This is a genomic window from Winkia neuii subsp. neuii DSM 8576 (assembly GCF_000420405.1).
In the GTDB taxonomy this organism is placed as follows: Bacteria; Actinomycetota; Actinomycetes; order Actinomycetales; family Actinomycetaceae; genus Winkia; species Winkia neuii.
On record NZ_ATUW01000002.1, the window covers coordinates 95,587 to 117,199 of the forward strand.

The following is a 21,613-nucleotide window of genomic DNA, read 5'->3' on the forward strand; positions in this document are numbered from 1 at the left end:
GCGCGTTCGGGCAGCTAATGCCTATTCATAGTGCGTGGGTAGCGAACCTTCGGGCGCAGCACGAGTCCATCCAGGGCAAAGCGAACCAGTTTTGCCCGCACCTTCCACGGGACCTGCGACCCCTTGAGTTGGCTCACCAAATTCTGGAACAGATCGGCCAGTATCCGCGCTTTGCGCAGCGAGATTGCCGCTGCCACCTGGTTGCGCGCTCCCCTTCCGAACTTCCAAAGATTTTTCTCGGTAGCCTGCCCCCAGAACACAGCCGAATTGGCAGGCATTAGGTGGTCCGCCACCGAGTCCGGAACAAATATTCCCCTACGCCATTTAGCCATCCTGTAGGTGTATTCAGCATCGTCGAACCAAATGAAATACTCCGGATGGGGCAAACCGCAAGCCTCTACTGCCTCGCGAGTGACCAGGCAGGACACGAAAGAGGCACAGTCTATATCGATCCAATCCTTGCCCTCGGCCAGAGGGCGAGTCCAATCCCAGCTGGGAGTGGGAATGTTCATGTCACAGGCCCGGCCATCTTTCCAAACCACCATGGAGGCTGCATACGAAGGCATCTGCCCGTCGCGGTATTCGGCTGCCTGCTGTAAGCCGCGCACCAACTTTCCCAAAGAATCAGGCCTGGGCTTAGTATCGTCGTCCATCATCCAGAACGCGTCGTAACCACCCGCGTAGGCAACGTCCATCGAGAAGAAGAAACCACCGGCACCGCCCGTATTCTTCTTCAGTCTGTGTACCTCGATGGGCAGCTTATTTTTGCGTTCTTTCAGCATCTGCTGGGTTTGGTCTGTAGAGGCATTGTCGACAACTACGATCGCAGAAGGCGGGTAATCCTGAGCCTCTAAAGCACTTAGAGTCTCCTTCAGCAACTCCACCCGATTGTATGTAACAACTACAGCTGCAACCTTCATGTCTTTGGCTTCCTGTGTCATGCTTAGCCCCTCATACTTTCAACACACTCAGCAGCGGTTCCATCGATCTTCACTTTACCGTGGTCAAGTAAAATCCCACGGTCGCAGAGCTTAGACATCATGTCCAAGTCGTGACTGACTATAACAAGGGTTTTCCCCTGCTTCTGCAAATCCTTGATGCGCGCCAAACATTTCTTCTGGAACGGTTCGTCCCCAACCGCCAAAATCTCGTCGATCAGGAATATGTCTGGGTCCGTGTACACGCACACCGAAAAAGCCAAGCGCAAGAACATGCCTGAGGAGTAAAACTTGACCTCGGTGTCGATAAACTGCTCAATTTCGCTGAAAGCCACGATGTCGTCGAAAGCGGCGTCGATCTGCTTTTTGGTCATCCCCAAGATCGCGCCATTCAGGTAAATATTTTCGCGGCCGGTCAGATCCGGGTGAAACCCAGCCCCCACTTCGATTAGGCCGGCGATCCTTCCCTTGTGCCCCACGAAACCGCTACTTTGCCGCATAACCCCACTTATTAGCTTCAACATCGTGGATTTGCCCGAGCCATTGAAGCCCATTAGCCCCACGGTCTCGCCCTTGTAGATGTCGAAGGAAACGTGGTCCAATGCTCGGAATCTATCGCGCAACTCTCCCTTACGGCCGGTGAGGGACCAAACTAGGATTTCTTTCAAAGTATGAGCGTGTCGCAGCGTAAAATCCTGGACTACATCCTGGACGCGGATTACTACTTCTTTGTTTTCCATCTTAAAGTTCCTGCGCAAACTTTCCGTCGAAACGCCTGAAGGTAGCTTCCCCAAGCCCTAAGAATGCGAGCGAGACTACACCAGCTACTAGGGTCCAAATTCCCATGTGCGGAGGCATGGGATCAGTCACCCCGGCAGTGGGTAGCCAGAAGGCGTAGTGGAATAGTTCAACTACCGGAGTTATGGGATTTATCTGGTATAGGTACCAGAACCACCGGGCCGGCCCCTCGAACACATTCGAAACCATTTCCCAGCGATACAGGACCGGCGAGGCCCAGGTCGCAATCATCAGCAGTAAATCCACAAAGTTTTCAGCGTCGCGGTACATCACGTTCAGCGCTCCCGCAAACAGCCCCAGCCCCAGAGCAAATATGGTAATGATGGCGAATCCCACCAACGCAGCCAAGATATTGAGTGGGCCGGGTCGCCAACCGTAGATTAGTGCGCCCACCACCAAAATCAGCACCTGGGGGAACATGTGTACCATCGCTACCCACACCGACGACAGGGGAAACAGCTCGCGCGGTAAATATATCTTCTTCACTAGAGCCGTATTCTGCACGATAGAGCGGGTTGCATTGCCAAATATTTCACTGAAATAGTTGACTACTACTACCCCGGCAAACATGTACACCACGTAGTTGGTAATAGCCCGGTTCATGCCCATAAATTTGCCGATCGCCACATAAAAAACAATGAACTGGGTTGCAGGCTTCGCGTAGGACCAGAGCATGCCAAGTATCGAGCCGCGGTAGCGTACGCGCAGTTCTTTGTGGACGATCAGGTTTAACAGGTAGCGCTGTTTGAGGGCTTGCACTAAGCCTTTGGACCGACCGGGAATAGTAAACCCGTCAGCAGTTTTAGCGGTCATTTATTCTCCGCTTTCCCACTCGACTTCCTGGTTGCCCTCGAAGAAGGGCCTCAGTACATTATCAACCCGCGACAAAGCCGAGCCAATCGCCATGTGCATGTCGAGGTACTTATAGGTCCCCAAGCGACCTCCGAACAAAACGTTTTTTTCGTTCTTTGCGGCCTGCCTGTAGGTCAAAAGGCGCTGCCGATCCTGGGCGGTATTGATCGGATAGTATGGTTCGTCACCTCGCTTCGCAAAGCGGGAATATTCGCGCGCAATTACCGTCTTATCCTTCGGATAGTCGCGTTCAGGGTGGAAGTGGCGGAATTCGTGAATACGGGTGTAGGGCACGTCCAGATCGCCATAGTTCATAACCGAAGTGCCCTGGAAATCCCCCACGTTTAGAACTTCCAGGTCCAAGTCAATTGTGCGCCAAGAAAGATCTCCCTCGGCATAGTCAAAGTACCTGTCGATTGGGCCGGTATAAACCACCGGCACATTGCCCACACAGGACTTCTTGTTGAAGGGCTGGGATTCGTCGAAAAAATCGGTATCCAAGCGCACCTCAATATTCGGGTGATCTGCCATGCGGTTCAGCCATGCCGTGTACCCGTCAACGGGCAGACCTTCCCAAGTATCGTTGAAATAGCGGTTGTTGTAGGTGTAGCGCACGGGCAGGCGCGAAATTATGGAGGCCGGCAGGTTCTTCGGGTCCGTCTGCCACTGTTTCGCGGTATACCCCTGGAAGAAGGCCTCAAATAGAGGGCGTCCCACCAGCGAGATCCCCTTGGACTGGAAGTCGTCGACGTCTTTGCCAGCCACCTCACTAGCCTGCTCTGCTATAAGCGCCTTCGCCTCTTCGGGCCCGTATGCCGAGCGGAAGAACTGATTTATCGTCCCCAGGTTTACGGGCATGGGATAGACCTCGCCCCCAACAGTGGTGTACACGTGATGCACGTAGGGGGTGAAGGAAGTGAACTCGTTGACGTATTTCCACACGCGCTCGTTCGAAGTGTGGAACAGATGAGCACCGTATTTATGAACCTCTATCCCGGTGGTAGGTTCCTCTTCAGAATACGCATTGCCACCAATGTGACCACGCTTGTCAATGACCACTACTTTTCGGCCCAGCTGAGAGGCTACCCGCTCCGCAACAGTCAGTCCGAACAAACCGGAGCCGACCACAACCAAGTCAACGTTCATCAGTATTTCTCCTATTTTCTGTCGGAGACAGCATACCCGTTCACCTTAGCGGAAATAAGCACACGGGCGGGCATTTGCGCCGACTTCGCTTCTTTTCCCAAACTACTTAGTGCGGTTATACACCATATCTTCGACTATGCGACCCACGTTCTGTGCAGCTTGAACCGAATCCAAACCGGAGATATCAACTGCCTGCGCCTGCCCGTTTAGATGTTCGTCAATCAACTTAGCCAGCTGCTCGCTGGAATCAGCTAGATCAATCCAGCCGCGAGAAGCCATAAACTGACTGAAGAGTATCTGATGCTCGTCCAAATGCTCCCCTAAAGCCGGGTCCCTGGGCACCACGATAGGCCGGAATCCAGAGCGCAACCACTCCACCATAATCGAGGGACCGCCGTGGCAGACGAGCACCTTCGCACCCTGGCGCAGTTCGGCCATCTGCGCCTGCGTGAGCGAGAAAGCCCCCTCGCAGATCGTGGGCGCCACTGAATTGCCGTATTGGACAAAGACCTTCGCTGAGCTACCTGCCGCATATTGGTCGGCCCAATGCACCAATCGGTCAAAGGGCAGATGGTGAGTTCCCACCATTACTACTACTTCCGCGTTATTCATAGCAAAGGCCCCACTACCTGGGCACGCGGATAAATCTTGAGCTGTTCTTCCCACTGCACAGCAAAAGTATCGGCAACTCTGTAGCAGATGCGCCCCGACATGGATCTGAGGGTGATGCGATCAAAAACTTCAATGTACAGGGTGGGAATGCGCGCCAGTTTCGCAATAATAATGAAGATTGCGCCCAAAGATGCCCCCGTAGAGATCACCACATCCGGGCGAATCTTCGGCAACAACCGCACCGCTGCCTGGGTAGTCTTTAGCAAATCCACAATTTTCCGCTCGGGGGAATGGTGCATCCAAAATACTTTTTCGCCCTCTAGAGCACTGACTGCATCAGGGGTGTCAAAAGTAATCCAAATACGCTGATGATCCTTATACCACGGTTTGATAGAGAGCATCTGGGCGAGGTGACCGCCGGAAGAGCCGACGAACAACACCTTCAGTTTTTTCTTCATGCGCGCTCTGCCTTAGCTATAGCACGTCCGACTGGCGTGTTAGGTGGGAAAATCTGCGAATTTGGTCTTGGCGGTTGCCAAGATGCTACTAGCCCCTGCAGCCCCACCCGAAGCATTTGCCTGCGAGCCGTAGAGGCGGCGAACATTTTTGCCCATCGCCGCAGGCAGGAAGCTCCGTAAAGCAGCCGGTCCAGCAGGTGCAAGCCCCTGCTAAACCTCAGGAACCAGATCTTGTTACGCACCTCGTAAAAGAAGCGATCGCGCGGATCCGCGTTTACATCGGCAAGTTTCTTAGTAGCGTGCAACACCCTCGAAGCCGGCACATACAGCCCCACCCGATTCTTGCCAATGCGGCTTAGATATTCCAAATCGTCGTTCCAAATAAAGTAGTCGGCTATAGGAAGCCCCTCTTTAGCTATGGCACGACAATCTATCAATACCGACACGAACGAGGCTGAACGCACCGGGGTTGCGCCTACCTCCTTGGCATGGTCACGCTGACGCTGTGAAATAAGGGGACGAGGGCGGTGGGTGTTCATGGGGTGAATCTGTCCGTCAAACCACTCTGCTTTGGAACAAAGGAAGGCAGGCTGGCCCCTGTAGTCTTTTTGCACTTTCAGCAGTTCCGCTAACGCCGTATTACTTACGATCGTGTCGTCGTCCATCAGCCAAACAAAATCTGGCCCCGCCTCTAGGGCGCACGCAATGCCTGCAGTAAATCCCCCAGCTCCGCCGGTATTTTCGGCGAGTGGAATTACCCGCGCCCCTAAGCTCGTAGCTACCTGAGCTGAATTATCAGTGCTGGCGTTGTCTACAACCACCAGCTCGTGCAAACGTACCGTGGAATTATTTAGCGCTCGTAGGCACTTAGCCAGTAGTTCCTCGCGATTGTACGCAACTACCACAGCGCTTACTTTAGGCCGCATTATCCATGCTCCGTTGTACAACTGACTTGTTCCATTCGCCCCATCATACAACCCACCCGCCCAAAGCCTGGGAGGGGCTCCCGCAAGCTAGCATTCACACAAGGTAGAATTTTGTTCCGAGCAAAGTAGAGTATCCCCTCCTGGGAGGTTGAATATGGCTAAGATTGGCGTTTTGACTGATATTGGGAACCCTTCCTGGCACGTCGGCGACGATGCTATTGCTATAGCCTCCTACGAGCAGGTTCGCCGGGCAGGGCACACCCCGTACATGTTCACTCATAGCCCGGCTAGAAGTGCCCAGCTGATACCTGGCGCTAATTTCTTGCACTCAATCGAATTTCCCAACCAACCCCTGCAACGAGAAGAAAAATATCTTGCCGGTTGCGACTTTACCGATTTTGAGCGCAACCCATTCGCTACTGAGCTCGCCCAGCTTCACGATTTAGATGCCCTAATAATTGGCGGGGGCGGATCGCTCAACTCCTACTACTCCTGGCTCTTTCTTGAACGATCCTTATTTGCCCAATACGCCGCACACCTATCTATTCCCGTAGTAGTGACTGGCCAATCCGTGGGCCCATTAGTGTTGGGCCACCAGGAAGCAGCCATGGCTGCCCTCTTCGATGCCGCCAGCCTTATTGGGGTGCGCGGAAAATACTCGGCGCAAAACGCCCAAAAATACACTGAGGCGCCGGTTAGTGTGACACACGACGATGCCATCGTTTTTTCGGGCGCAAAGCCTTGCTGGGGTAAGAAATATATTGCGGCCTGTTTCAACGACGCCCGCTCAACTTTTAGCTCCGCTGGGGCCAGTAAGCTAATTGCAAAGACTCTAGACAAATTGTCCACTCTCACCGGTCTACCCACCCGGCTTGTTTCGCACATGTCTGATCCCTCCAAAGCAGACCAGGACGTTGCATTCCACGAGCTCATCGCCTCTTACATGGGATCCCCTGTAACACTGTCCTCCCCGTCTAGCCCTAAAGAAGTGGCTCAGGGTTTCGAAGGCGCCTTCTTGACCGTGACCAACCGTTTTCACCAGGCAGTTTTTTCACTCTCTTCTGCCGTCCCCTGCCTGGCAATCGCACCGAATGCTTACGCTGATTTGCGTTTTTCTGACCTATTTGCCAATTTTGGCGCCAGCCAAGAGTGGGTTCTGCCCGAGGCAGTCTTAGCTAGCAACTATCTAGATGACGTGTTAGCCGCCTATCTGGAGGGCGCAGCCCATATCAATTCCTCGCTGACACAGATGCTGCCCCAGCTCAAAAAAGACCACGCTGCCTGGTGGAAGACGGTCGTCGCTGCCTGCGAGGGCAAATCCGTAACGCCCGGCATCTACGTTTCCGCGCCCACCTCTACCCGAGAGGTGCCCGAAGCTATCCGCGCTTCCCGCCGCCTGTTCAGCTACCAGCTCTCGGAGCTTGAGGCCGCTAGAGCTAACCAAGAATATTTGTCGAGAAACTGGCAATTACTCGAATCCTACGAGCGGCGAATCGCCTCGCTCACAGCCGAAAAAGCCCTACTTAGCGACCAGCTTATGGAACAGCAGCACAACCTGACCGAAGCCTATTTAGCAGAACGCCGCGTACTGACAAATCCGGGTGCACGGGCCGGCATGTTCGCATACAGACAGCTTCAAAGAGTTACCAGTCCCCGCAGGATATTACGCAGACTTAGGCGACTACTTAGTTAGTTTGCACCCTGGTAGTTTTACCAATATAGCTTCTCCTTGTCGGTCTACCACTTTTGCTCCTGGCAACTCGGTGAGCCTATCAAGGGAGGAGAAGTTATTCTCGATGGACCATCCAGAGCCCCTCCACAGGTAGGAATCGCGTAGTTGCAAGGCGTATTCAATCTTATTGCGGCGCAGGATTTCGCATACGCGCGGCAGCCGGTTAGCGTCCTCGAGGTGGTTTGCGAGCTCCTTCTTATCTTGAGGGAGACCGGCTACGATCTGCGAAAAGTAGGGCTGGCGTTTCCCATATGGCCAGGTGAGGGCGCCTCCTTCCCAGGGATTCGCCAGAATTTTCGCATCCGCGGGCACGTGCTTGCTCAGACGCGAGAAAAGTGCCAACTCGTCAGTATCTAACAGCCCACCGTCTTGAGTAGGAGAAAGCATTTGCATACTTAAAGAGATCCGCCCGAACGCCACGTTGAGGGCCGGGGAAAACAAACCGGCAACGACAACCACTGCGAGCGCAGGCGCAACTAGCACCCGCACTCCGCGCCCCAGCAGCCGCACACATATGCTCCCCACCGCCGCCAAGGCAAAGGCTGCAAAGATGGGGGCGCCAACGCACAGCGGGGCGAACATTCGCGGCACATCCGAATACCACGGCCCAGTCCAGTAAGTGCGAGCCGTGCCTCTGAGCGCAAATCCCGCCAGAAACAGCACCGCCATAGAAACTTGTGCGCCTACGAGAGGCCACGCCTTTTTATGAGCCAAACTAACAAGAAAGCCTATTCCAACTAAGGCGGCAGGCAACAGCAAGTGCCAAAAGGAGTTAACATCCCAGTTATCGTGCGGCTTTCCCCCAGTGAAGGCAAAAAGCTGCATAAGCCCCTGCCATATGTTTCCCTGGGAGGGCCAGCTTGAGGGGATGTGACGCATTGTGGCAAGTTGTGGCACCCTGTCCATGACCACATTCAACGCCGCTAGCAAACCGATCCAAACTAAAGCGGCTACAGGAGCCAGTGCAATCTTTCGCCTAGACTTGGCCCACAGGCGTAGCACTAACCAGGCAATCGCCATTATGGCCAACGTTATTACCGCCACCGGTTGAGCCAATGCCAAACCTATAGTGGCGACTATCAGCAGGAGGGCGTATACAGGACTGGCCTTGGTAAACCCAGTTATCAACTTGTCAAATAGCAGCAGACAGGCAGGCAAAAGCGCGTAGGCCAGCAGATTCGGATAGAGGTTACCCCACCACAAAAAGGCGACGGGAAACTGGGGAAAGATTGGCGCTAGTGCCAGCGCCGCTATCTGTACAGAACGGGCAGAAGTGACACGTTTTGCGAGCGCATAGACGCCTATCGGCCACACCAAAAAGGAGATAACCGCCGCCATGGCGTTGGTAGCGACCGGGGAAATGACCCCAGCCATATTCATAACCAGCACCACTATGCCGTGCCAGGCGGCAGGGTAAAACAACGTTTTTCCACTCGAGGTGAAGTCGATATGCAAAGAGGATGCATCCCGCCGAGACTGAATTAGTTCCGCGGTATTTAAATGAAATACCGTATCCCAAGTCTGGCTAAAGGTACCCGGATCATGCATGCAATAGGCAAAGCGCCACGTGAAGAGCACGAAAATAAACAGCGCGAGGGCAACCGGCAGAGTGCTCCTACCTGATCCCCGGGAAACTTCAGCGAAAGGGTGCGCCAGACCTCGATAACCGAATATTAGAGCGGCAACTACTAGTGTCAATAAGATCACTACGGGCGGGGCCCATGCCCAGCCCAGTACCGGAGCCATAATCGCAGCACTAGCACAAAGACCAACAGAAAACGCCGGGCTGGCAGCCATTAGGGAAGCGCCCCTTAATCCGCCTGCCTTTCCAACTAAAAGTCCAGGCAAATACAGGATAGCCAGCACTAATATTAAAGAGGTTACAAATCCTCCCCAACTGTGCACCTGAGTGAGTATGTCTGCAGTTGGCAGAGCCATGTATTCCCCCTGTTTCTAAGTGGACGCAGCCAAGTTGCTCGCAAAGCTGCGTCCAGTCTAGCTAAAACTATTCGTGCTGGGCGTCGCCGATCACGAGCCTAGGCGTGCCAGCCCAGGCCTGCGGCGAAGAAATCCTCCGCCCGTCGAAGAGGACCTTAATTCCCGGAATATCCCTGGCGCTAATCTGCGCATATTCCTTGTGATCTGCCTGAATTATGGCAGCATCGGCTGCCTCACCGAAGTGGTAGGGCTGCCACCCGAAGGAAGCTAGTTCTTCGTCGCTAAACATGGGATCGTGCACCAGTACCTCAGCGCCTTTTTCTTCAAGTGCCTCTACTGTGCGAAACACGCCTGAAAATGCAGTTTCTTTTACCCCACCACGGTAGGAAGCGCCTAACACCGCAACTTTTTGCCCCCGCAGCTGGCCCATTACCTCACTCAGGCGGCCAACTACGTAGTCCGGCATCGCCGCGTTGTATTTACGAGCAGTCCGCACAATCGAGGCCTCCGGATCGGTCGACAAGTACAGGCGCGGATAAACAGGAATGCAGTGTCCTCCTACCGCAATACCAGGCCTGTGAATATGGCTATACGGCTGAGAATTGCAGGCATCTATAACCTTCTCAACATCTATGCCAACCTTATCGGCGTAAACAGCGAACTGATTAGCCAGCCCAATATTGACGTCTCGGTAGGTAGTCTCAGCTAACTTAGCCATCTCAGCCGCCTCGGCGGAGCCCATATCCCAAACCCCGTTGGGCCGCTGGAGATCTTCACGCTCAGTAAAAGTAAGGACCTGCTTGTAGAAGTCAATGCCAGCCTGAGTTCCAGCCTCGTTCAAACCGCCCACAAGCTTGGGGTATTTGCGAAGATCAGCAAAAACTCGACCTGTGAGAACGCGTTCCGGGGAAAACACCAGATGGAAATCTTTGCCCTCGCGCAACCCAGAGATCTGCTCAATCATCGGCTTCCAACGGCCTCGGGTAGTACCCACTGGCAATGTTGTCTCATAAGAAATCAAAGTATTCGGCCGCAGATGGCTGGCAAGCGACTTCGTTGCCGCGTCCATCCAGCCAAAATCGGGCTCCCAAGTTTTATCATTTACGAATAGCGGCACAACGAGCACCACGGCGTCGGCCTGCGGGATAGCTTCGCCGTAGTCAGTGGTTGCCCTCAGCCGGCCTGTAGGGATCAGCTCAGTGAGTTTTTCCTGCAGCTGCGCCTCGCCAGGAAAAGGCTCCTTACCAGCATTTACTGCCTCGACGGTCTTCGAATTTACGTCCACGCCAATGACTTCGTGGCCCATATCTGCAAACTGGACTGCCAAAGGCAAACCAATTTTACCCAGTGCAACTACTGCAATACGCATGCGTCCTCCATACTTTCGATGCTGTTTCTATTGTATGAGCGCCATAGTTATGGGCTCGCAACTCTTTGGGATTTGCAGAGGACATTTAATTCTGCCCTCCAAAACCGCAGGCAACAATCCTGTAAAGCTTTGCGCTTCCACCCTGATCAACTTTTTGCACTGTCGAAGGGGCCGGCAGACGAACGAAGTCTGTTTTAGCCCCCATTCCTTTGCCACCTGGGCCAGGGTCCGTGTCGTAGTAAAAATATTCAATCTGATATCTACGCAACAGCCGGCATACCTTGCCGTCGCTTCCCAGTCGGTGGAAATTAGTTCGCAGATATCCCTCAGCCACGTTCGAAGAGCGGAAATACATCTGCGGGAAAACCACTTCTACCCCACCTAGCGCCTGCATCAGCGCGCTCCCATTAGTGGGATTCCCAATTACTCTTACCCGGCCTTTTATCCTATCTGCGGCCCTGGTAATCATGGCTTGCTCCGCAGCAGAAGCATTTACGGTGATAAAAGCCGAAGAGGGGCTGTAGACCAGAGTGTAATGTGCTTCTTTCGCAGCTACCCCACAACTGAACCCAATTAGAACAGCAAAAGCACAGGTTAAGGACGCGCTTAGTTGGTAATTATTTCTTACCCGTATCCCGCTCAAAATACGCCGCAGCTGCTCACACCACCAGCATATTCCCACCGCCATAAGAAGGGCAGCCGGTATCTGTAGCGGAGCCAAAATGCGGTGAGCGTTCATGTACCAGAACCCACCGAGCGCGGACCCTACGCGCCACATTACGGCAAGGGCAACTACTGCAATCGAGCACCACGAACACCACAGAAGCGGCAGGCGCATCGTTCTAGAGGCAGCCACTGCGCCAATAAAAGCTACTAGGGCACAACCTTCCAAAATGAGCTGAGAATACGTTGCCACTGCCGAGACTGAGGTCGGATGCACCGAAGCGACCGAGACTATCTTCAGCAGCGTCACAATATCGATATTTTGTCGCCCAGCGTAGGCATGAGTCATTCGGTAGAAAAGATCCGCAGTATATGGCACACAAAATAGTGCAACAATTGCAACTATTAGTACCAAAGTAGCTACCGCTAACCTAACCGCGTACCTCTTACGCCCTCTGGCACTAGCTCGGCGAACCCCCCGGAAGAGCAGGTATCCAACAGGTAGAGTCAACAAAGCAACCAGGTTGAAAATGAAACTGGGGTGCACCAGTGCCAGCGCTAACCCTAGGGCAGCGGCAAACAAGCCTCTAAGCAGGCACTGCGCGAGCGATTTGCCGCTCTCGTCGCACCAAAGCTGGTAGAGGGCACACAGGGCGTACGGCAATAGAGCTATAGCCAGCGTATTTGGCAAAATCGGGTACGTCGACTGCACCAAAGTAGGAAATTCACTGAACAAAAGGGTGACCAGCTGGGTGTAAAATACCAACCGCAAGTTTGGCGCAAAAATCCGATATGCAAGCAGGGTAATACCCAGAACCCAGACTAGCGGCACAACCAAACTCAAAGCATTCGTGGACTCAACTACCCTGGTCCCGAGCAGAGCGACAAGGTCGTGCCATCCTGAAGGAGCAGTAGTCCTAGAGGTATCTAATCCAAACATTCGAGTTGGAGCGCTGAGGGAGGAACCATTTCCCGTTTTGGCAATAAGCCACGCCAGGTTCATGTGGTAGGTGGAATCTATCTGCTGGATAGGTTTAGTCAAAGAACGCGAAAGGTAGATCGGCAAAACTTGGCCCAGCCAAGCCAGTGCCCCACCTACCAGTAGCAAGGGTGGCACTTTTACGCGCAGGGTTGACCTCTTCGGTCTGCGGAGAAGAAACAAAGCCAATGCGCCGAGGGCCACCACCCCCAAAAATGAGCCCGCAGACCAGCGCATCGAGATCAGCCTAAAGAGCACCGGCAGCGCCGACAAGAGCGCCAACGATATGAGTGGGGCCAAGACAAATAAATATCGGCGTCTAATCTGCGCGAACCAGCCGAGCAACAGCCCGGGCAGGTAGATGAGCGCAGCTAATGCAAATGCGTCTAAGTGGACTAAAAGTAGGCTAGGCACTTTTCAGCTCCGGGCAATACCTAGGCATTCAGGCGACTTCACCCAGTAGACGGCGGAAAATACCGCGTGCGACCTCAGCCTCGTTCTCAAAAGAAAGTGCTTTCGAACTTTGGTGTGCCCGCTCTTTGCACTCTCGAATCGTAGCAGCCTCCAAGTTAGACAAGGTGCGGGCTATGTCGGCACTTTGAAATCCTTCCGAGACTACTCCAAGGCCGTAGCGATTGACCACGTTTGCCATTTCCACGGTTGGGCCAACTGCTACAGCAAGCCGTGCCTGCACAAAATCGAAGAGTTTATTTGGCAAGGTTAGCCGCGCATTCGTATTGAACGGAGGGATCCAGAAAATCCCGACATCGTATGCGTTCAAGGTCGCTGGCAGGTCAGCCGGAGCAACCGGATTGTGAAAAGTAATCCGACTATCTACTCCTGCTATTTCTTTCAAGGAGCGCAGGTATCTACCGCCATCTCCTGCGCTTGTAAGGTAAAAGTCCAGGCTAAAGCGATCGTCCAGCTGCTTTACGGCCTCAATCATCTTCTCGATCGACCGGCCGGGGACGGCGCTACCGGAATGTACCAGCCGAATTTTGTCCTCGTCCACTGGCGAGGGCGACAGCTGCTGCCAAGCGGGAGCGTTGCGCATTAGCAGAGGGCGTACGCCAAAATCGCGCTCATATAACTTGGCAATTTGTTCCCCCACGGTTGTTTGGGCGGCGGTTTTTGGCAAATAGTAGGCACAAATATCGCGCATAAAAGGCGCTACTAAAAGACGCCACGAGAGCACCTGAGTGCGCTCTTCGGGGGCCCACTCATGAAGGTCTGCCCACACGGGGGTGCCTCCCCCCGAAAGTTTCATAGCCAAGGGCAATGCCCGGGCATCGTTCGCGACAATTGCGTCAAATTTACGCCCCGCTACCAGTTCGGCTCCCCTCCGGGCCGCTGGAATTAATTTCTCAGCTGTGCGAAACCGGTGGCTAGCCAGGGCGGCAACGCCCGGCAGCGTCTGGGGCAGGGAAGGCAAAGAAGAATCGATTTGCAGGTGCTCATCTGCCCAAACAGCCTTATCCCCATATGCCAACGTCGTTACGTGACCGAACTCTTTTACAACCGATAGCTGCCTCAATACCCGGGCGTCTTTGGGGATATTCGAGTAGCTAATCACCAAAATGTTTTTCATTTTCGCTCACTCACTGCAACCAGCTCCTGGGCAACCTTCAGGCCACTAGAAACGATAGATTTATTCTCTTCAGCCCAGCTTCTAATAGCTGACCTATCCCACGCGGTAGTTGCCAATTCGGCCATGCCCCTAGCTAGCGCCGCTGCTTCGTATCGGGAAACCACTCCCAGCCGATTTTCCCTAATATCGCGCGCAGTGGGACCTTCGCCCACGTAGCAGAGCGGAACCCCGCACGAAAATGCAGAAAGCGCCTTGGTGGTGTAGGCAAGCTCGTAACCACTCTGGGGATGAATAGAAGCCAATGCGCCACTCGCCCCGCGCAGCCACGTAGCGAGTTCTTCCGGAGGCAACAGACCGTTTACGTGTACGCGCCCAGAAAGTGCCGGGCTATTTGCACGCTCTGTTAGATCTTGCCAACTGGTGCCGCGCCCGAAGAACACCAGATCAAAATCGACTTCGTCCACAATTCGCGAGTAGGCCTCCAGAAATATCTCAGCCCCATGCACTTCGCTGGCGTTTCCCGCATAGATCAGGTACGGCCGATTCCCAAGCCCAAGTTCCGCCCTCTGCAACGGCGAGGGCGTAGCTCCCGCAAACGAGAATAGTTCAGTGTCTACCCCCTGTTCCACAACGCGAATGTTTTTTCCGCCCAACTCCTTGCATAACGCCGCGACATCGGCATTGACTGCAACGATGCCTGCGGCTCCAGAGAGCGCAAAACGCTCAATAGCCTTCAACGCAGCAGTGACCAGCGCAGGCGCACTGCCGGCCACCGCCCGCGACCAGATATCAGCCGCATAGTACAAATACGGGCGGCGCCGCAACGCACACACTAGCCTAACTACAACTCCGGTGGTGGGCGGAGGCTCAACCAGCACCGCATCCGCGCTAGGGGCAAAAAGCAATCGCCAAAACAACGGCAAATCAAACGACATGTAGGGAAGGTAACCCCGCAAATAGCCTTCTGCATCCCTCTTCGCTGGCCACCTGCTCACAGTCAGTCCGGGGCGCCACTCACTCTTAGCTCCCGCATAGGTGGTGGTGTAGACATCAACTCTATTTCCCAAGCTGAGGAGTGCTTTTACCACCGCGTCCAGGCGCAGAGTCGCCGCGGCTATCTCAGGAGCAAAAATTCTGCTCGCAAGCTGGAAACGTTTCATGTTGTCTGTAGCCAGTGCGCCCGCGCGGGCCTAGCTAAAAACTCACCTGCCGCCCAGATTTTGCAGAATCTAAAATTCCCTGCACGACTTTCATAGTAGTTAGCGCCTCACGCATTGTTACGTGCTCTTTAGACCTGCCTAAAATAGCGTCGCGGAAGTGCTCGTGTTCGACAGCCAACGGTTCACGTTTCTTCAGAGCGTAGCGGGTTACTTCGCCCTCGGAAACACCCCGGAAGTTGCGTATTTGGTCCCACCCCAACGGCACTTTGCCATTTTCGTAGAACGTCAGATCCCCCATGACAGTCTCGGCAACTAGTGCGCCCTTTTCGCCAAGCACAACCGTGGTGCGGTCTTTGAAGGGACTGAGCCAATTGACTGTGTGGTTGACCAAAATTCCGTTCTTGAGCCTGCCGGACGCTATAACCATGTCCTCGAACTCGCGCCCGGCGCGGAAGGCAGTCTGCGCCGAAATTGTTTCGTAGGCCGAATCGGCAACCCAGGCCGCAAGATCGACGTCGTGAGTGGCTAGATCCTTCACCACGCCGACATCTGAGATACGAGCTGGGAACGGGGACTGCCGGCGAGTCGAAATCTGGTAGACCTTACCGAGCTGCCCCTCGGCAATGCGCTTGCGCATCTCGAGAATGGCCGGGTTACAGCGCTCCACGTAGCCAACTGCACCCACCAGGTTCGCCTCCTCAAAAGCTCGCACCTCGGCCTCGCCGTCCTCGATAGAAGAGGCGAGCGGCTTTTCGACCATAGTGTGCACGCCCGCAGCTGCGAGCTTCAGGGTAGTTTCCGCATGGAATGCCGTGGGCACTGCCACCATCGCGGCGTCCAAGTTCTGCTCAATAAGAGCATCAACGTCAGGCAACACAGGCAAGTCGCCAGCAACCCCGTACTTATCACCATACGGATCGGCTACTGCCACCAGGTCTACCCCTTCGAGGGCGCGAATGTTGCGGGCGTGATGGCGCCCCATAGAGCCTAGTCCAATAAGGCCGTAACGCAGGTTAGCCACTACGCACCCGCCTTAGCCAGAGCGTTTACTGCAAAGACGATGCGCTCCAAGTCTTCCTGGTCCAAGGACGGGTGCACTGGAAGCGACAGGCACTGCTCCGCAACCTGTTGGGTAACGGGCAGCTCCAGGTTCGGAGCGTACTCAGCTAGCGAAGGCAACTTGTGATTCGGGATCGGATAGTAAACGCCCGAACCAATATTGTATTCGTCTTTGAGAGCTTGCTGGAAGCCGTCGCGGTCAGATTCTACGCGAATCGTGTACTGGTGGTAGACGTGAGTGGCACCCTCCATGACCTTGGGGGTTATTACTCCCTCAATATTGTCGGACAGGTATTTCGCGTTCTGCTGACGGGTCTTGGTCCAACCTCCAACCTTCTTCAGCTGTTCGCGACCAATGGCAGCATTGATGTCGGTCATCCGGTTGTTAACTCCGACGAGCTCGTTCGCATAGCGCTTTTCCATGCCCTGGTTGCGAATCATCTTCGCCCGGCGAAGCAGTTCGGGATCAGAGGTGGTGATCATGCCGCCCTCACCAGCAGTCATGTTCTTAGTCGGGTAGAAGCTGAACGCGCCGAAAGCACCGAAGGTCCCCACCTGTTGGCCATCTAACGTTGCGCCATGAGCCTGGGCGCAATCTTCAAACACAAAGAGCTTGTGTTCCCGAGCGATCTTCACAATCTGATTCATGTTCGCAGGCTGTCCGTACAGATGCACAGGCATGATCGCCTTCGTGTTAGCAGTAATCTGCTCTTCAACGTGCTTTGGATCCAGGTTGAAATAGTCGGCCTCGATATCCGCAAACACGGGTTTGGCCCCGGTCATAGCAACCGAATTAGCAGTTGCCGCAAAAGTGAAGGACGGGACAATCACTTCGTCGCCAGGCCCGATGCCTGCAGCAAGTAGCCCGACGTGCAGCGCCGACGTACCCGAGTTAACGGCGCACGAAGACGCCCCTCTTGCCATCTGGGCCGAAAATTCTTCCTCGAAGGCTGCTACCTGGGGGCCCTGTGCGACCATCCCAGATTCCAGCACGCGCTGTACAGCCGCTTCTTCTTCCTCGCCAATTAAAGGCTTGGCTGCAGGAATGAATTCCTTAGACATTTATTCGCAAACCTCCGTCAGTTCGCCATCTTCTTCTTTGTAGAGGACTCCACTGACAGGACAGCGGAAACCTTCGGACACTCTCTCAAGTTTTACCCCCGCTTTACCGACCCAGCCGATCCGTTTTGCGGGCACGCCTGCAACCAGTGCGAACGCGGGCACATCTTTGACTACCACGGATCCGGCAGCCACCAGGGCCCAGGCTCCAATGTGTACGGGTGCCACGCAAACGGAGCGTGCCCCGATAGACGCCCCCCGCTCAATGCTGACCCCGACCTGGTCCCAGTCAGAAGCAGACTTCAGGGAACCGTCCGGATTTACGGCACGGGGAAAATGGTCATTAGTTAGCACTACAGCAGGCCCAATAAAAACGCCCTCGCCAATCTTGGCTGGCTCGTAGATGAGCGCATAATTTTGTACCTTGCAGTTGCTTCCGAGCTGGACCCCTTCGCCAATATATGCCCCACGACCAACGATGCAGTTTTCCCCCAACACCGCATTCTCTCGAACCTGAGCCAAATGCCAAACTGAACTGCCTTCGCCAATGTGAGCCCGGTCAGAGACGTCGGCACTGGAGACGATTCGAGTCATCTTTCCTCCGCATATACAATTTGCACTACTCTTGTACATTAGCGCATTCACACTGCCTGCGAAACTGCACACTATTCGGCAAGCTCAGCGTTGTCTTCTAGGCAGAGGTCGAGATACCATGACACTTTTCACCTCGCTCACAGACTGTATATACCGAGTTTCAAAGATTCATGTGCAAAACTATTGCTATGTCATCACTAGCCTCGCAGACCTATCTCGTCGTACCTCTTTTTAACGAGGGCGAAGTTATAGGTCAGGTGATTCGCGATACCAGGAAGGTATTCCCGAATATTATCTGCGTTGACGACGGCTCTGCCGACGGTTCAGGCGAGATTGCTCGCCAGGCGGGAGCTACAGTGCTCACCCACCCGATCAACATGGGCCAGGGGGCAGCATTACAAACAGGATTCTCGTATTTTTTGCGGGCCACTGCCGGTAAGTACGTAGTCACCTTCGACGCAGACGGCCAGCACCAGACCTCTGATGCAATCGCCATGGTCGAATACGCCGAGCAGCACAACAAGGCGATTATTTTCGGCTCGCGCTTTCTGGGAGGTAACATCGAAGCCTCCAAAATGAAACAGCTCGTGCTAAAGACTGCTGCATTCGTAACTCGCCTAGAGACAGGCTTGAAACTAACGGATGCCCACAACGGTCTGCGAGCTCTGCGCCGCGACGCAGTTCAAAGTATTTACCTAAATCAAAACCGCATGGCTCACGCTAGCGAAATCGTTACCCAGCTGGCGGCAACAAGACTGCCCTGGGCGGAGCTCCCTGTTCACATCCGCTACACGGACTATTCCAGAGCGAAGGGGCAGTCACTGTTGAACTCAATCAATATTGTCACGGATCTGCTGTTGCACTAAGGAAATCATGCTTATCAAAGTCATTCTGATTGTTGGAATCCTAGTTGTAGCTATCCTGCTAATTCGTTCCCGCGAGGGCTCAGACAAAAAGCTCGCCTTGCGCCGCCTGTCAATATCGGTGTTTGCAATATTGGCTGTGGTGGCGATTTTGTGGCCTTCTATAACTTCTAAGGTGGCACTACTCGTTGGCGTTCAGCGCGGGGCCGACCTATTGCTGTATCTGCTCGTGATTGCGTTCTTCGCCTCTCTTGCATACCAGTCGAAGAGGGCGCACTACCAGCAGCGCAAGATCACTCGCCTGGCGCGTGAGCTAGCTATCATGAATGCCCACAAACCGGATACGGAAACTAAACTAGAGCGATGACCAATTGGCGTGCACTTTACCGTGACCACCCCACTCATGCCTCCAAATTGCCGCGGGGGCTCAGTTGGCCAGCACGGTTACTCACGGGTTTTCTAGCCCTAGTAGTTTTCTTTGTGACGGCGGGCGCGCTGGTTTACAAAGATTTGAACGATTCCATAAATGTGGCGGGTAAGAAGGACGGCGGCTTCCTGCCCTATGACCATTACACGAATCGACCAATTAATATTTTGGTGCTTGGTTCCGATACTCGTTCTGGTAAGTCTGGCGAGGGCGAGGATACAGGTGTCGAGGGTATGCGCTCTGACACTATGATGATTGCCCACGTGGCCAAAGACCGGAAATCCGTGTCGGTGATTTCTATTCCCCGCGACACGATGGTTGATTTGCCCTCTTGCCGCACCGAGGACGGCAGCGAAACAGAACCCAGCTTTGGCCAAGTGAACAGCGCGTTTGCCCAGGCTGCAGGCCGTTCTGACACGACTGCTGGAATCGAGTGCGCAAAGAAGACCGTGGAGGCGAACACCGGGGTCAAAATAGACGAGTATGTACTGGCCGACTTCAGCGGCTTTTCTTCCATGGTTGAAGCGCTCGGGGGGTTAAAACTTTGGTTGGACGAGGACATTTCTGACGAAGATGCCCACTTAGATCTGAAGAAGGGCTGTAACCATTTGGACGGAAAGGCCGCGATTGGCTATGCCAGGTTGCGCCATGTAGGTGATGGTTCAGACCTCTCCCGAATCCAGCGCCAGCAACGCCTGTTGGGAATCATGATTCGCACCGCACTGAAAAAGAACGTGTTGACTAACATTTCCTCCCTCTACGGATTTACTAAGGCTGGGCTCTCTTCACTCACCGTTTCCTCGGGGTTTTCCTCGCTTGCCGCATTGGGCGGCACCGCCTACTCTCTACAAGCTATTAAGCCAGCGAACGTACGTTTTGCCACTGCCCCATACGCGCCGTATCCGGCAGATCCCGACCGGGTAATTTTTTCCGAGGACGCCGAAGCTGTCTGGACCGCATTGCGCGAGGACAGCCCGCTGCCGGCGGGCCTGCCGGTGCGCGACGGAAATTCCAAGACTTATGTAATTGCCCAGAAACCGGATAAGAAGGCCGCTAAACCCGCTCCTGACGAGGGCGGCGAACAACCTCCAGCTCCCAGTGCGGCGCCTACTTCCTCGCCCTCTGCAGAGCCTGCCCCGTCGCCTTCCTCGCCGGTTGGAGCAGAAGTGGAAGAGGATAACAAGGCCGCCCAGAAGAGGTGCGAGCCGTGAGCAATCCGCCCTCTTTCCAGCCCAGACGGCGCCGCCGGCCTTCAGCTTCGGCTTCCTCTGCCGCCCCTAATCGGACTGGCGCGTCCACCCCGTCCAGGCGAGCAAGCTCGCAGCCGCGTTCGTACCCTCCTGCCTCTCCGCCCTCGTATCCTCCTACGCGCAGGAGCATCCGACCGGATCAGGCGCCCCCTCGCCCTCGTGAGGAACCTACTTTCCCCACGGTAGAACCAACTTCTACTAACCTGCGCCCACAACCCAGACGGCGGCGCTACCATTTCACCCCCAAGCCGATAGCGCTACTGGTAGTTATCGCCTTCATCTGTTGGCCACTGGGGCTCCTACTGTGGGCCAATTCAAAACTGAGCCATGTGGACGCCCTAGACGGGCAGGGAATACGTTCCGGGCAGACCTATCTGCTTGCAGGTTCCGACGAGCGTAACACCTCCGAAGGGCAAAATGGCATAGGTCCCGACGGGACCCAGGGGCACCGAGCCGACACCATAATGCTGATCCACAAGGCAGACAATGGCCAGGCTGCGGCCGTCTCACTACCCCGAGATACCCTTGTCGACATTCCCCAGTGGGGCTACAACAAACTGAACGCCGCATATGCCTTTGGGGGTGCCCCACTACTAGTGAGCTCGGTAGAAAAACTAACTGGGATACATGTAGACCACTTTGTACAAATTGGTATGGGGGGCGTCGAGCAAATGGTCGATGCCGTAGGCGGCGTGAACCTCTGCATGGATATGACCGTACAAGACCCGGAGGCCAAACTGGATTGGACAGCGGGCTGCCACGATGCTGACGGAAAGACTGCACTAGCTTTTTCCCGCATGCGCAAATTCGACCCCAGGGGCGATTTGGGGCGCGCTGATAGGCAACGTCAGGTGGTAAACCAAGTGCTCAAAAAAGGACTTTCTCCTTCCAGTCTCGTAAACCCCTTCCGCCATGTGGCGCTGGGAGGCGCGGTTGCTAGCTCGCTTACTACCGATCCCGACACCGGAATGGTTACACTAGCCCGGCTCGGGTTGGCCTATAAGAATGCTACGGGAGCCGGCCTGTCCGGAATTCCTCCCATTGAATCCACTGATTATTACGTTGAGGGAGCAGGCTCGACGGTTCTACTAGACGAGGAAAAATCCCCAGAGTTTTTCGCGAAGCTGCGCGAGGGCACCCTCAGTAAAGAGGATTTCCAAAAAACAGAATAAAGTTATGGCGTGACCTCAAATCGGTCACGC

At 54.6% G+C, this 21,613-nt stretch carries 20 protein-coding genes; 5 read left to right on the top strand and 15 right to left on the bottom strand.

Annotated elements, in window-relative coordinates; translation table 11 throughout:
* Positions 1-14 precede the first annotated feature (14 nt).
* From G437_RS0102170 to G437_RS0102200, 7 genes are all read right to left on the bottom strand, one after another.
* Positions 15-941, bottom strand: coding sequence for a glycosyltransferase family 2 protein (locus G437_RS0102170; protein WP_029769175.1), 927 nt, complete (start codon positions 939-941; stop codon positions 15-17).
* A gap of 2 nt (positions 942-943) precedes the next feature.
* A complete protein-coding gene (locus tag G437_RS0102175) occupies positions 944-1,678 on the bottom strand; it encodes an ABC transporter ATP-binding protein (protein ID WP_024330960.1) in 735 nt (244 codons plus the stop codon).
* 1 nt (position 1,679) lies between these two features.
* Complete coding sequence (locus tag G437_RS0102180) at positions 1,680-2,549, bottom strand: ABC transporter permease (protein ID WP_024330961.1); 870 nt, start codon at positions 2,547-2,549, stop codon at positions 1,680-1,682.
* The gene (gene glf / locus G437_RS0102185; protein ID WP_024330962.1) at positions 2,550-3,734 is read right to left on the bottom strand and encodes a UDP-galactopyranose mutase; all 1,185 of its coding nucleotides are present in this window, start codon (positions 3,732-3,734) and stop codon (positions 2,550-2,552) included.
* 102 nt (positions 3,735-3,836) lie between these two features.
* Positions 3,837-4,346: a glycosyltransferase gene (locus tag G437_RS0102190; RefSeq protein ID WP_024330963.1), complete on the bottom strand. Its 510-nt coding sequence runs from the start codon at positions 4,344-4,346 to the stop codon at positions 3,837-3,839.
* Entirely contained in the window at positions 4,343-4,804 is a 462-nt protein-coding gene (gene pssD, locus G437_RS0102195; RefSeq protein WP_024330964.1) for a PssD/Cps14F family polysaccharide biosynthesis glycosyltransferase, read from the bottom strand. The genes G437_RS0102190 and pssD overlap by 4 nt, the downstream gene beginning before the upstream one ends.
* Positions 4,801-5,730 carry a glycosyltransferase gene (locus G437_RS0102200; RefSeq protein WP_034490141.1) on the bottom strand — a complete coding sequence of 310 codons (930 nt, stop codon included), beginning with the start codon at positions 5,728-5,730 and terminating at the stop codon, positions 4,801-4,803. Before G437_RS0102200 ends, pssD begins: the two co-directional genes overlap by 4 nt.
* Before the next feature lie 154 nt (positions 5,731-5,884).
* On the opposite strand from G437_RS0102200, the gene G437_RS0102205 reads away from it, so the two are divergent.
* A complete protein-coding gene (locus G437_RS0102205) occupies positions 5,885-7,423 on the top strand; it encodes a polysaccharide pyruvyl transferase family protein (protein WP_024330966.1) in 1,539 nt (512 codons plus the stop codon).
* Here the strand turns inward: G437_RS0102205 and G437_RS0102210 are convergent.
* The 8 genes from G437_RS0102210 to G437_RS0102245 all read right to left on the bottom strand — a co-directional run bounded on the left by G437_RS0102210 (position 7,412) and on the right by G437_RS0102245 (position 17,871).
* Positions 7,412-9,400 (bottom strand): DUF6541 family protein, encoded by a 1,989-nt coding sequence (locus tag G437_RS0102210; protein WP_024330967.1) that lies wholly within the window; start codon positions 9,398-9,400, stop codon positions 7,412-7,414. The two genes, G437_RS0102205 and G437_RS0102210, sit on opposite strands and share 12 nt — an antisense overlap.
* A 67-nt stretch (positions 9,401-9,467) precedes the next feature.
* Positions 9,468-10,769 (bottom strand): nucleotide sugar dehydrogenase, encoded by a 1,302-nt coding sequence (locus G437_RS0102215; RefSeq protein ID WP_024330968.1) that lies wholly within the window; start codon positions 10,767-10,769, stop codon positions 9,468-9,470.
* Positions 10,770-10,854: 85 nt separating this feature from the next.
* Positions 10,855-12,825, bottom strand: coding sequence for a DUF6541 family protein (locus G437_RS0102220; RefSeq protein WP_024330969.1), 1,971 nt, complete (start codon positions 12,823-12,825; stop codon positions 10,855-10,857).
* A gap of 28 nt (positions 12,826-12,853) precedes the next feature.
* Positions 12,854-13,999 (bottom strand): glycosyltransferase family protein, encoded by a 1,146-nt coding sequence (locus tag G437_RS0102225; RefSeq protein WP_024330970.1) that lies wholly within the window; start codon positions 13,997-13,999, stop codon positions 12,854-12,856.
* Complete coding sequence (locus G437_RS0102230) at positions 13,996-15,159, bottom strand: glycosyltransferase (protein WP_024330971.1); 1,164 nt, start codon at positions 15,157-15,159, stop codon at positions 13,996-13,998. Before G437_RS0102230 ends, G437_RS0102225 begins: the two co-directional genes overlap by 4 nt.
* A 34-nt stretch (positions 15,160-15,193) precedes the next feature.
* Entirely contained in the window at positions 15,194-16,180 is a 987-nt protein-coding gene (locus G437_RS0102235; RefSeq protein ID WP_024330972.1) for a Gfo/Idh/MocA family protein, read from the bottom strand.
* Positions 16,180-17,280: a DegT/DnrJ/EryC1/StrS family aminotransferase gene (locus G437_RS0102240; protein WP_024330973.1), complete on the bottom strand. Its 1,101-nt coding sequence runs from the start codon at positions 17,278-17,280 to the stop codon at positions 16,180-16,182. The genes G437_RS0102235 and G437_RS0102240 overlap by 1 nt, the downstream gene beginning before the upstream one ends.
* A complete protein-coding gene (locus G437_RS0102245) occupies positions 17,281-17,871 on the bottom strand; it encodes an acyltransferase (protein ID WP_024330974.1) in 591 nt (196 codons plus the stop codon).
* A 188-nt stretch (positions 17,872-18,059) separates the two neighbouring features.
* On the opposite strand from G437_RS0102245, the gene G437_RS0102250 reads away from it, so the two are divergent.
* Genes G437_RS0102250 through G437_RS10455 form a run of 4 tightly spaced genes read left to right on the top strand, consistent with a single transcriptional unit; the run spans position 18,060 to position 21,583 of the window.
* On the top strand, positions 18,060-18,737 hold the full coding sequence (locus G437_RS0102250) for a glycosyltransferase family 2 protein (protein ID WP_024330975.1): 678 nt from the start codon (positions 18,060-18,062) through the stop codon (positions 18,735-18,737).
* Between the two features lie 7 nt (positions 18,738-18,744).
* Positions 18,745-19,101, top strand: coding sequence for a DUF2304 domain-containing protein (locus tag G437_RS0102255; protein WP_024330976.1), 357 nt, complete (start codon positions 18,745-18,747; stop codon positions 19,099-19,101).
* Positions 19,098-20,372, top strand: coding sequence for an LCP family protein (locus tag G437_RS10450; RefSeq protein WP_024330977.1), 1,275 nt, complete (start codon positions 19,098-19,100; stop codon positions 20,370-20,372). The genes G437_RS0102255 and G437_RS10450 overlap by 4 nt, the downstream gene beginning before the upstream one ends.
* Positions 20,369-21,583, top strand: a complete 1,215-nt coding sequence (locus G437_RS10455; RefSeq protein ID WP_029769178.1) for an LCP family protein — start codon at positions 20,369-20,371, stop codon at positions 21,581-21,583. Before G437_RS10450 ends, G437_RS10455 begins: the two co-directional genes overlap by 4 nt.
* Positions 21,584-21,613 lie beyond the last annotated feature (30 nt).

Bases quoted from the DNA above. Each gene is read 5' to 3' on its own strand.
- G437_RS0102170 (WP_029769175.1), bottom strand. From the start codon at position 941: ATGACACAGGAAGCCAAAGACATGAAGGTTGCAGCTGTAGTTGTTACA.
- G437_RS0102175 (WP_024330960.1), bottom strand. From the start codon at position 1,678: ATGGAAAACAAAGAAGTAGTAATCCGCGTCCAGGATGTAGTCCAGGAT.
- G437_RS0102180 (WP_024330961.1), bottom strand. From the start codon at position 2,549: ATGACCGCTAAAACTGCTGACGGGTTTACTATTCCCGGTCGGTCCAAA.
- glf (WP_024330962.1), bottom strand. From the start codon at position 3,734: ATGAACGTTGACTTGGTTGTGGTCGGCTCCGGTTTGTTCGGACTGACT.
- G437_RS0102190 (WP_024330963.1), bottom strand. From the start codon at position 4,346: ATGAATAACGCGGAAGTAGTAGTAATGGTGGGAACTCACCATCTGCCC.
- pssD (WP_024330964.1), bottom strand. From the start codon at position 4,804: ATGAAGAAAAAACTGAAGGTGTTGTTCGTCGGCTCTTCCGGCGGTCAC.
- G437_RS0102200 (WP_034490141.1), bottom strand. From the start codon at position 5,730: ATGCGGCCTAAAGTAAGCGCTGTGGTAGTTGCGTACAATCGCGAGGAA.
- G437_RS0102205 (WP_024330966.1), top strand. From the start codon at position 5,885: ATGGCTAAGATTGGCGTTTTGACTGATATTGGGAACCCTTCCTGGCAC.
- G437_RS0102210 (WP_024330967.1), bottom strand. From the start codon at position 9,400: ATGGCTCTGCCAACTGCAGACATACTCACTCAGGTGCACAGTTGGGGA.
- G437_RS0102215 (WP_024330968.1), bottom strand. From the start codon at position 10,769: ATGCGTATTGCAGTAGTTGCACTGGGTAAAATTGGTTTGCCTTTGGCA.
- G437_RS0102225 (WP_024330970.1), bottom strand. From the start codon at position 13,999: ATGAAAAACATTTTGGTGATTAGCTACTCGAATATCCCCAAAGACGCC.
- G437_RS0102230 (WP_024330971.1), bottom strand. From the start codon at position 15,159: ATGAAACGTTTCCAGCTTGCGAGCAGAATTTTTGCTCCTGAGATAGCC.
- G437_RS0102240 (WP_024330973.1), bottom strand. From the start codon at position 17,280: ATGTCTAAGGAATTCATTCCTGCAGCCAAGCCTTTAATTGGCGAGGAA.
- G437_RS0102245 (WP_024330974.1), bottom strand. From the start codon at position 17,871: ATGACTCGAATCGTCTCCAGTGCCGACGTCTCTGACCGGGCTCACATT.
- G437_RS0102250 (WP_024330975.1), top strand. From the start codon at position 18,060: ATGTCATCACTAGCCTCGCAGACCTATCTCGTCGTACCTCTTTTTAAC.
- G437_RS0102255 (WP_024330976.1), top strand. From the start codon at position 18,745: ATGCTTATCAAAGTCATTCTGATTGTTGGAATCCTAGTTGTAGCTATC.
- G437_RS10450 (WP_024330977.1), top strand. From the start codon at position 19,098: ATGACCAATTGGCGTGCACTTTACCGTGACCACCCCACTCATGCCTCC.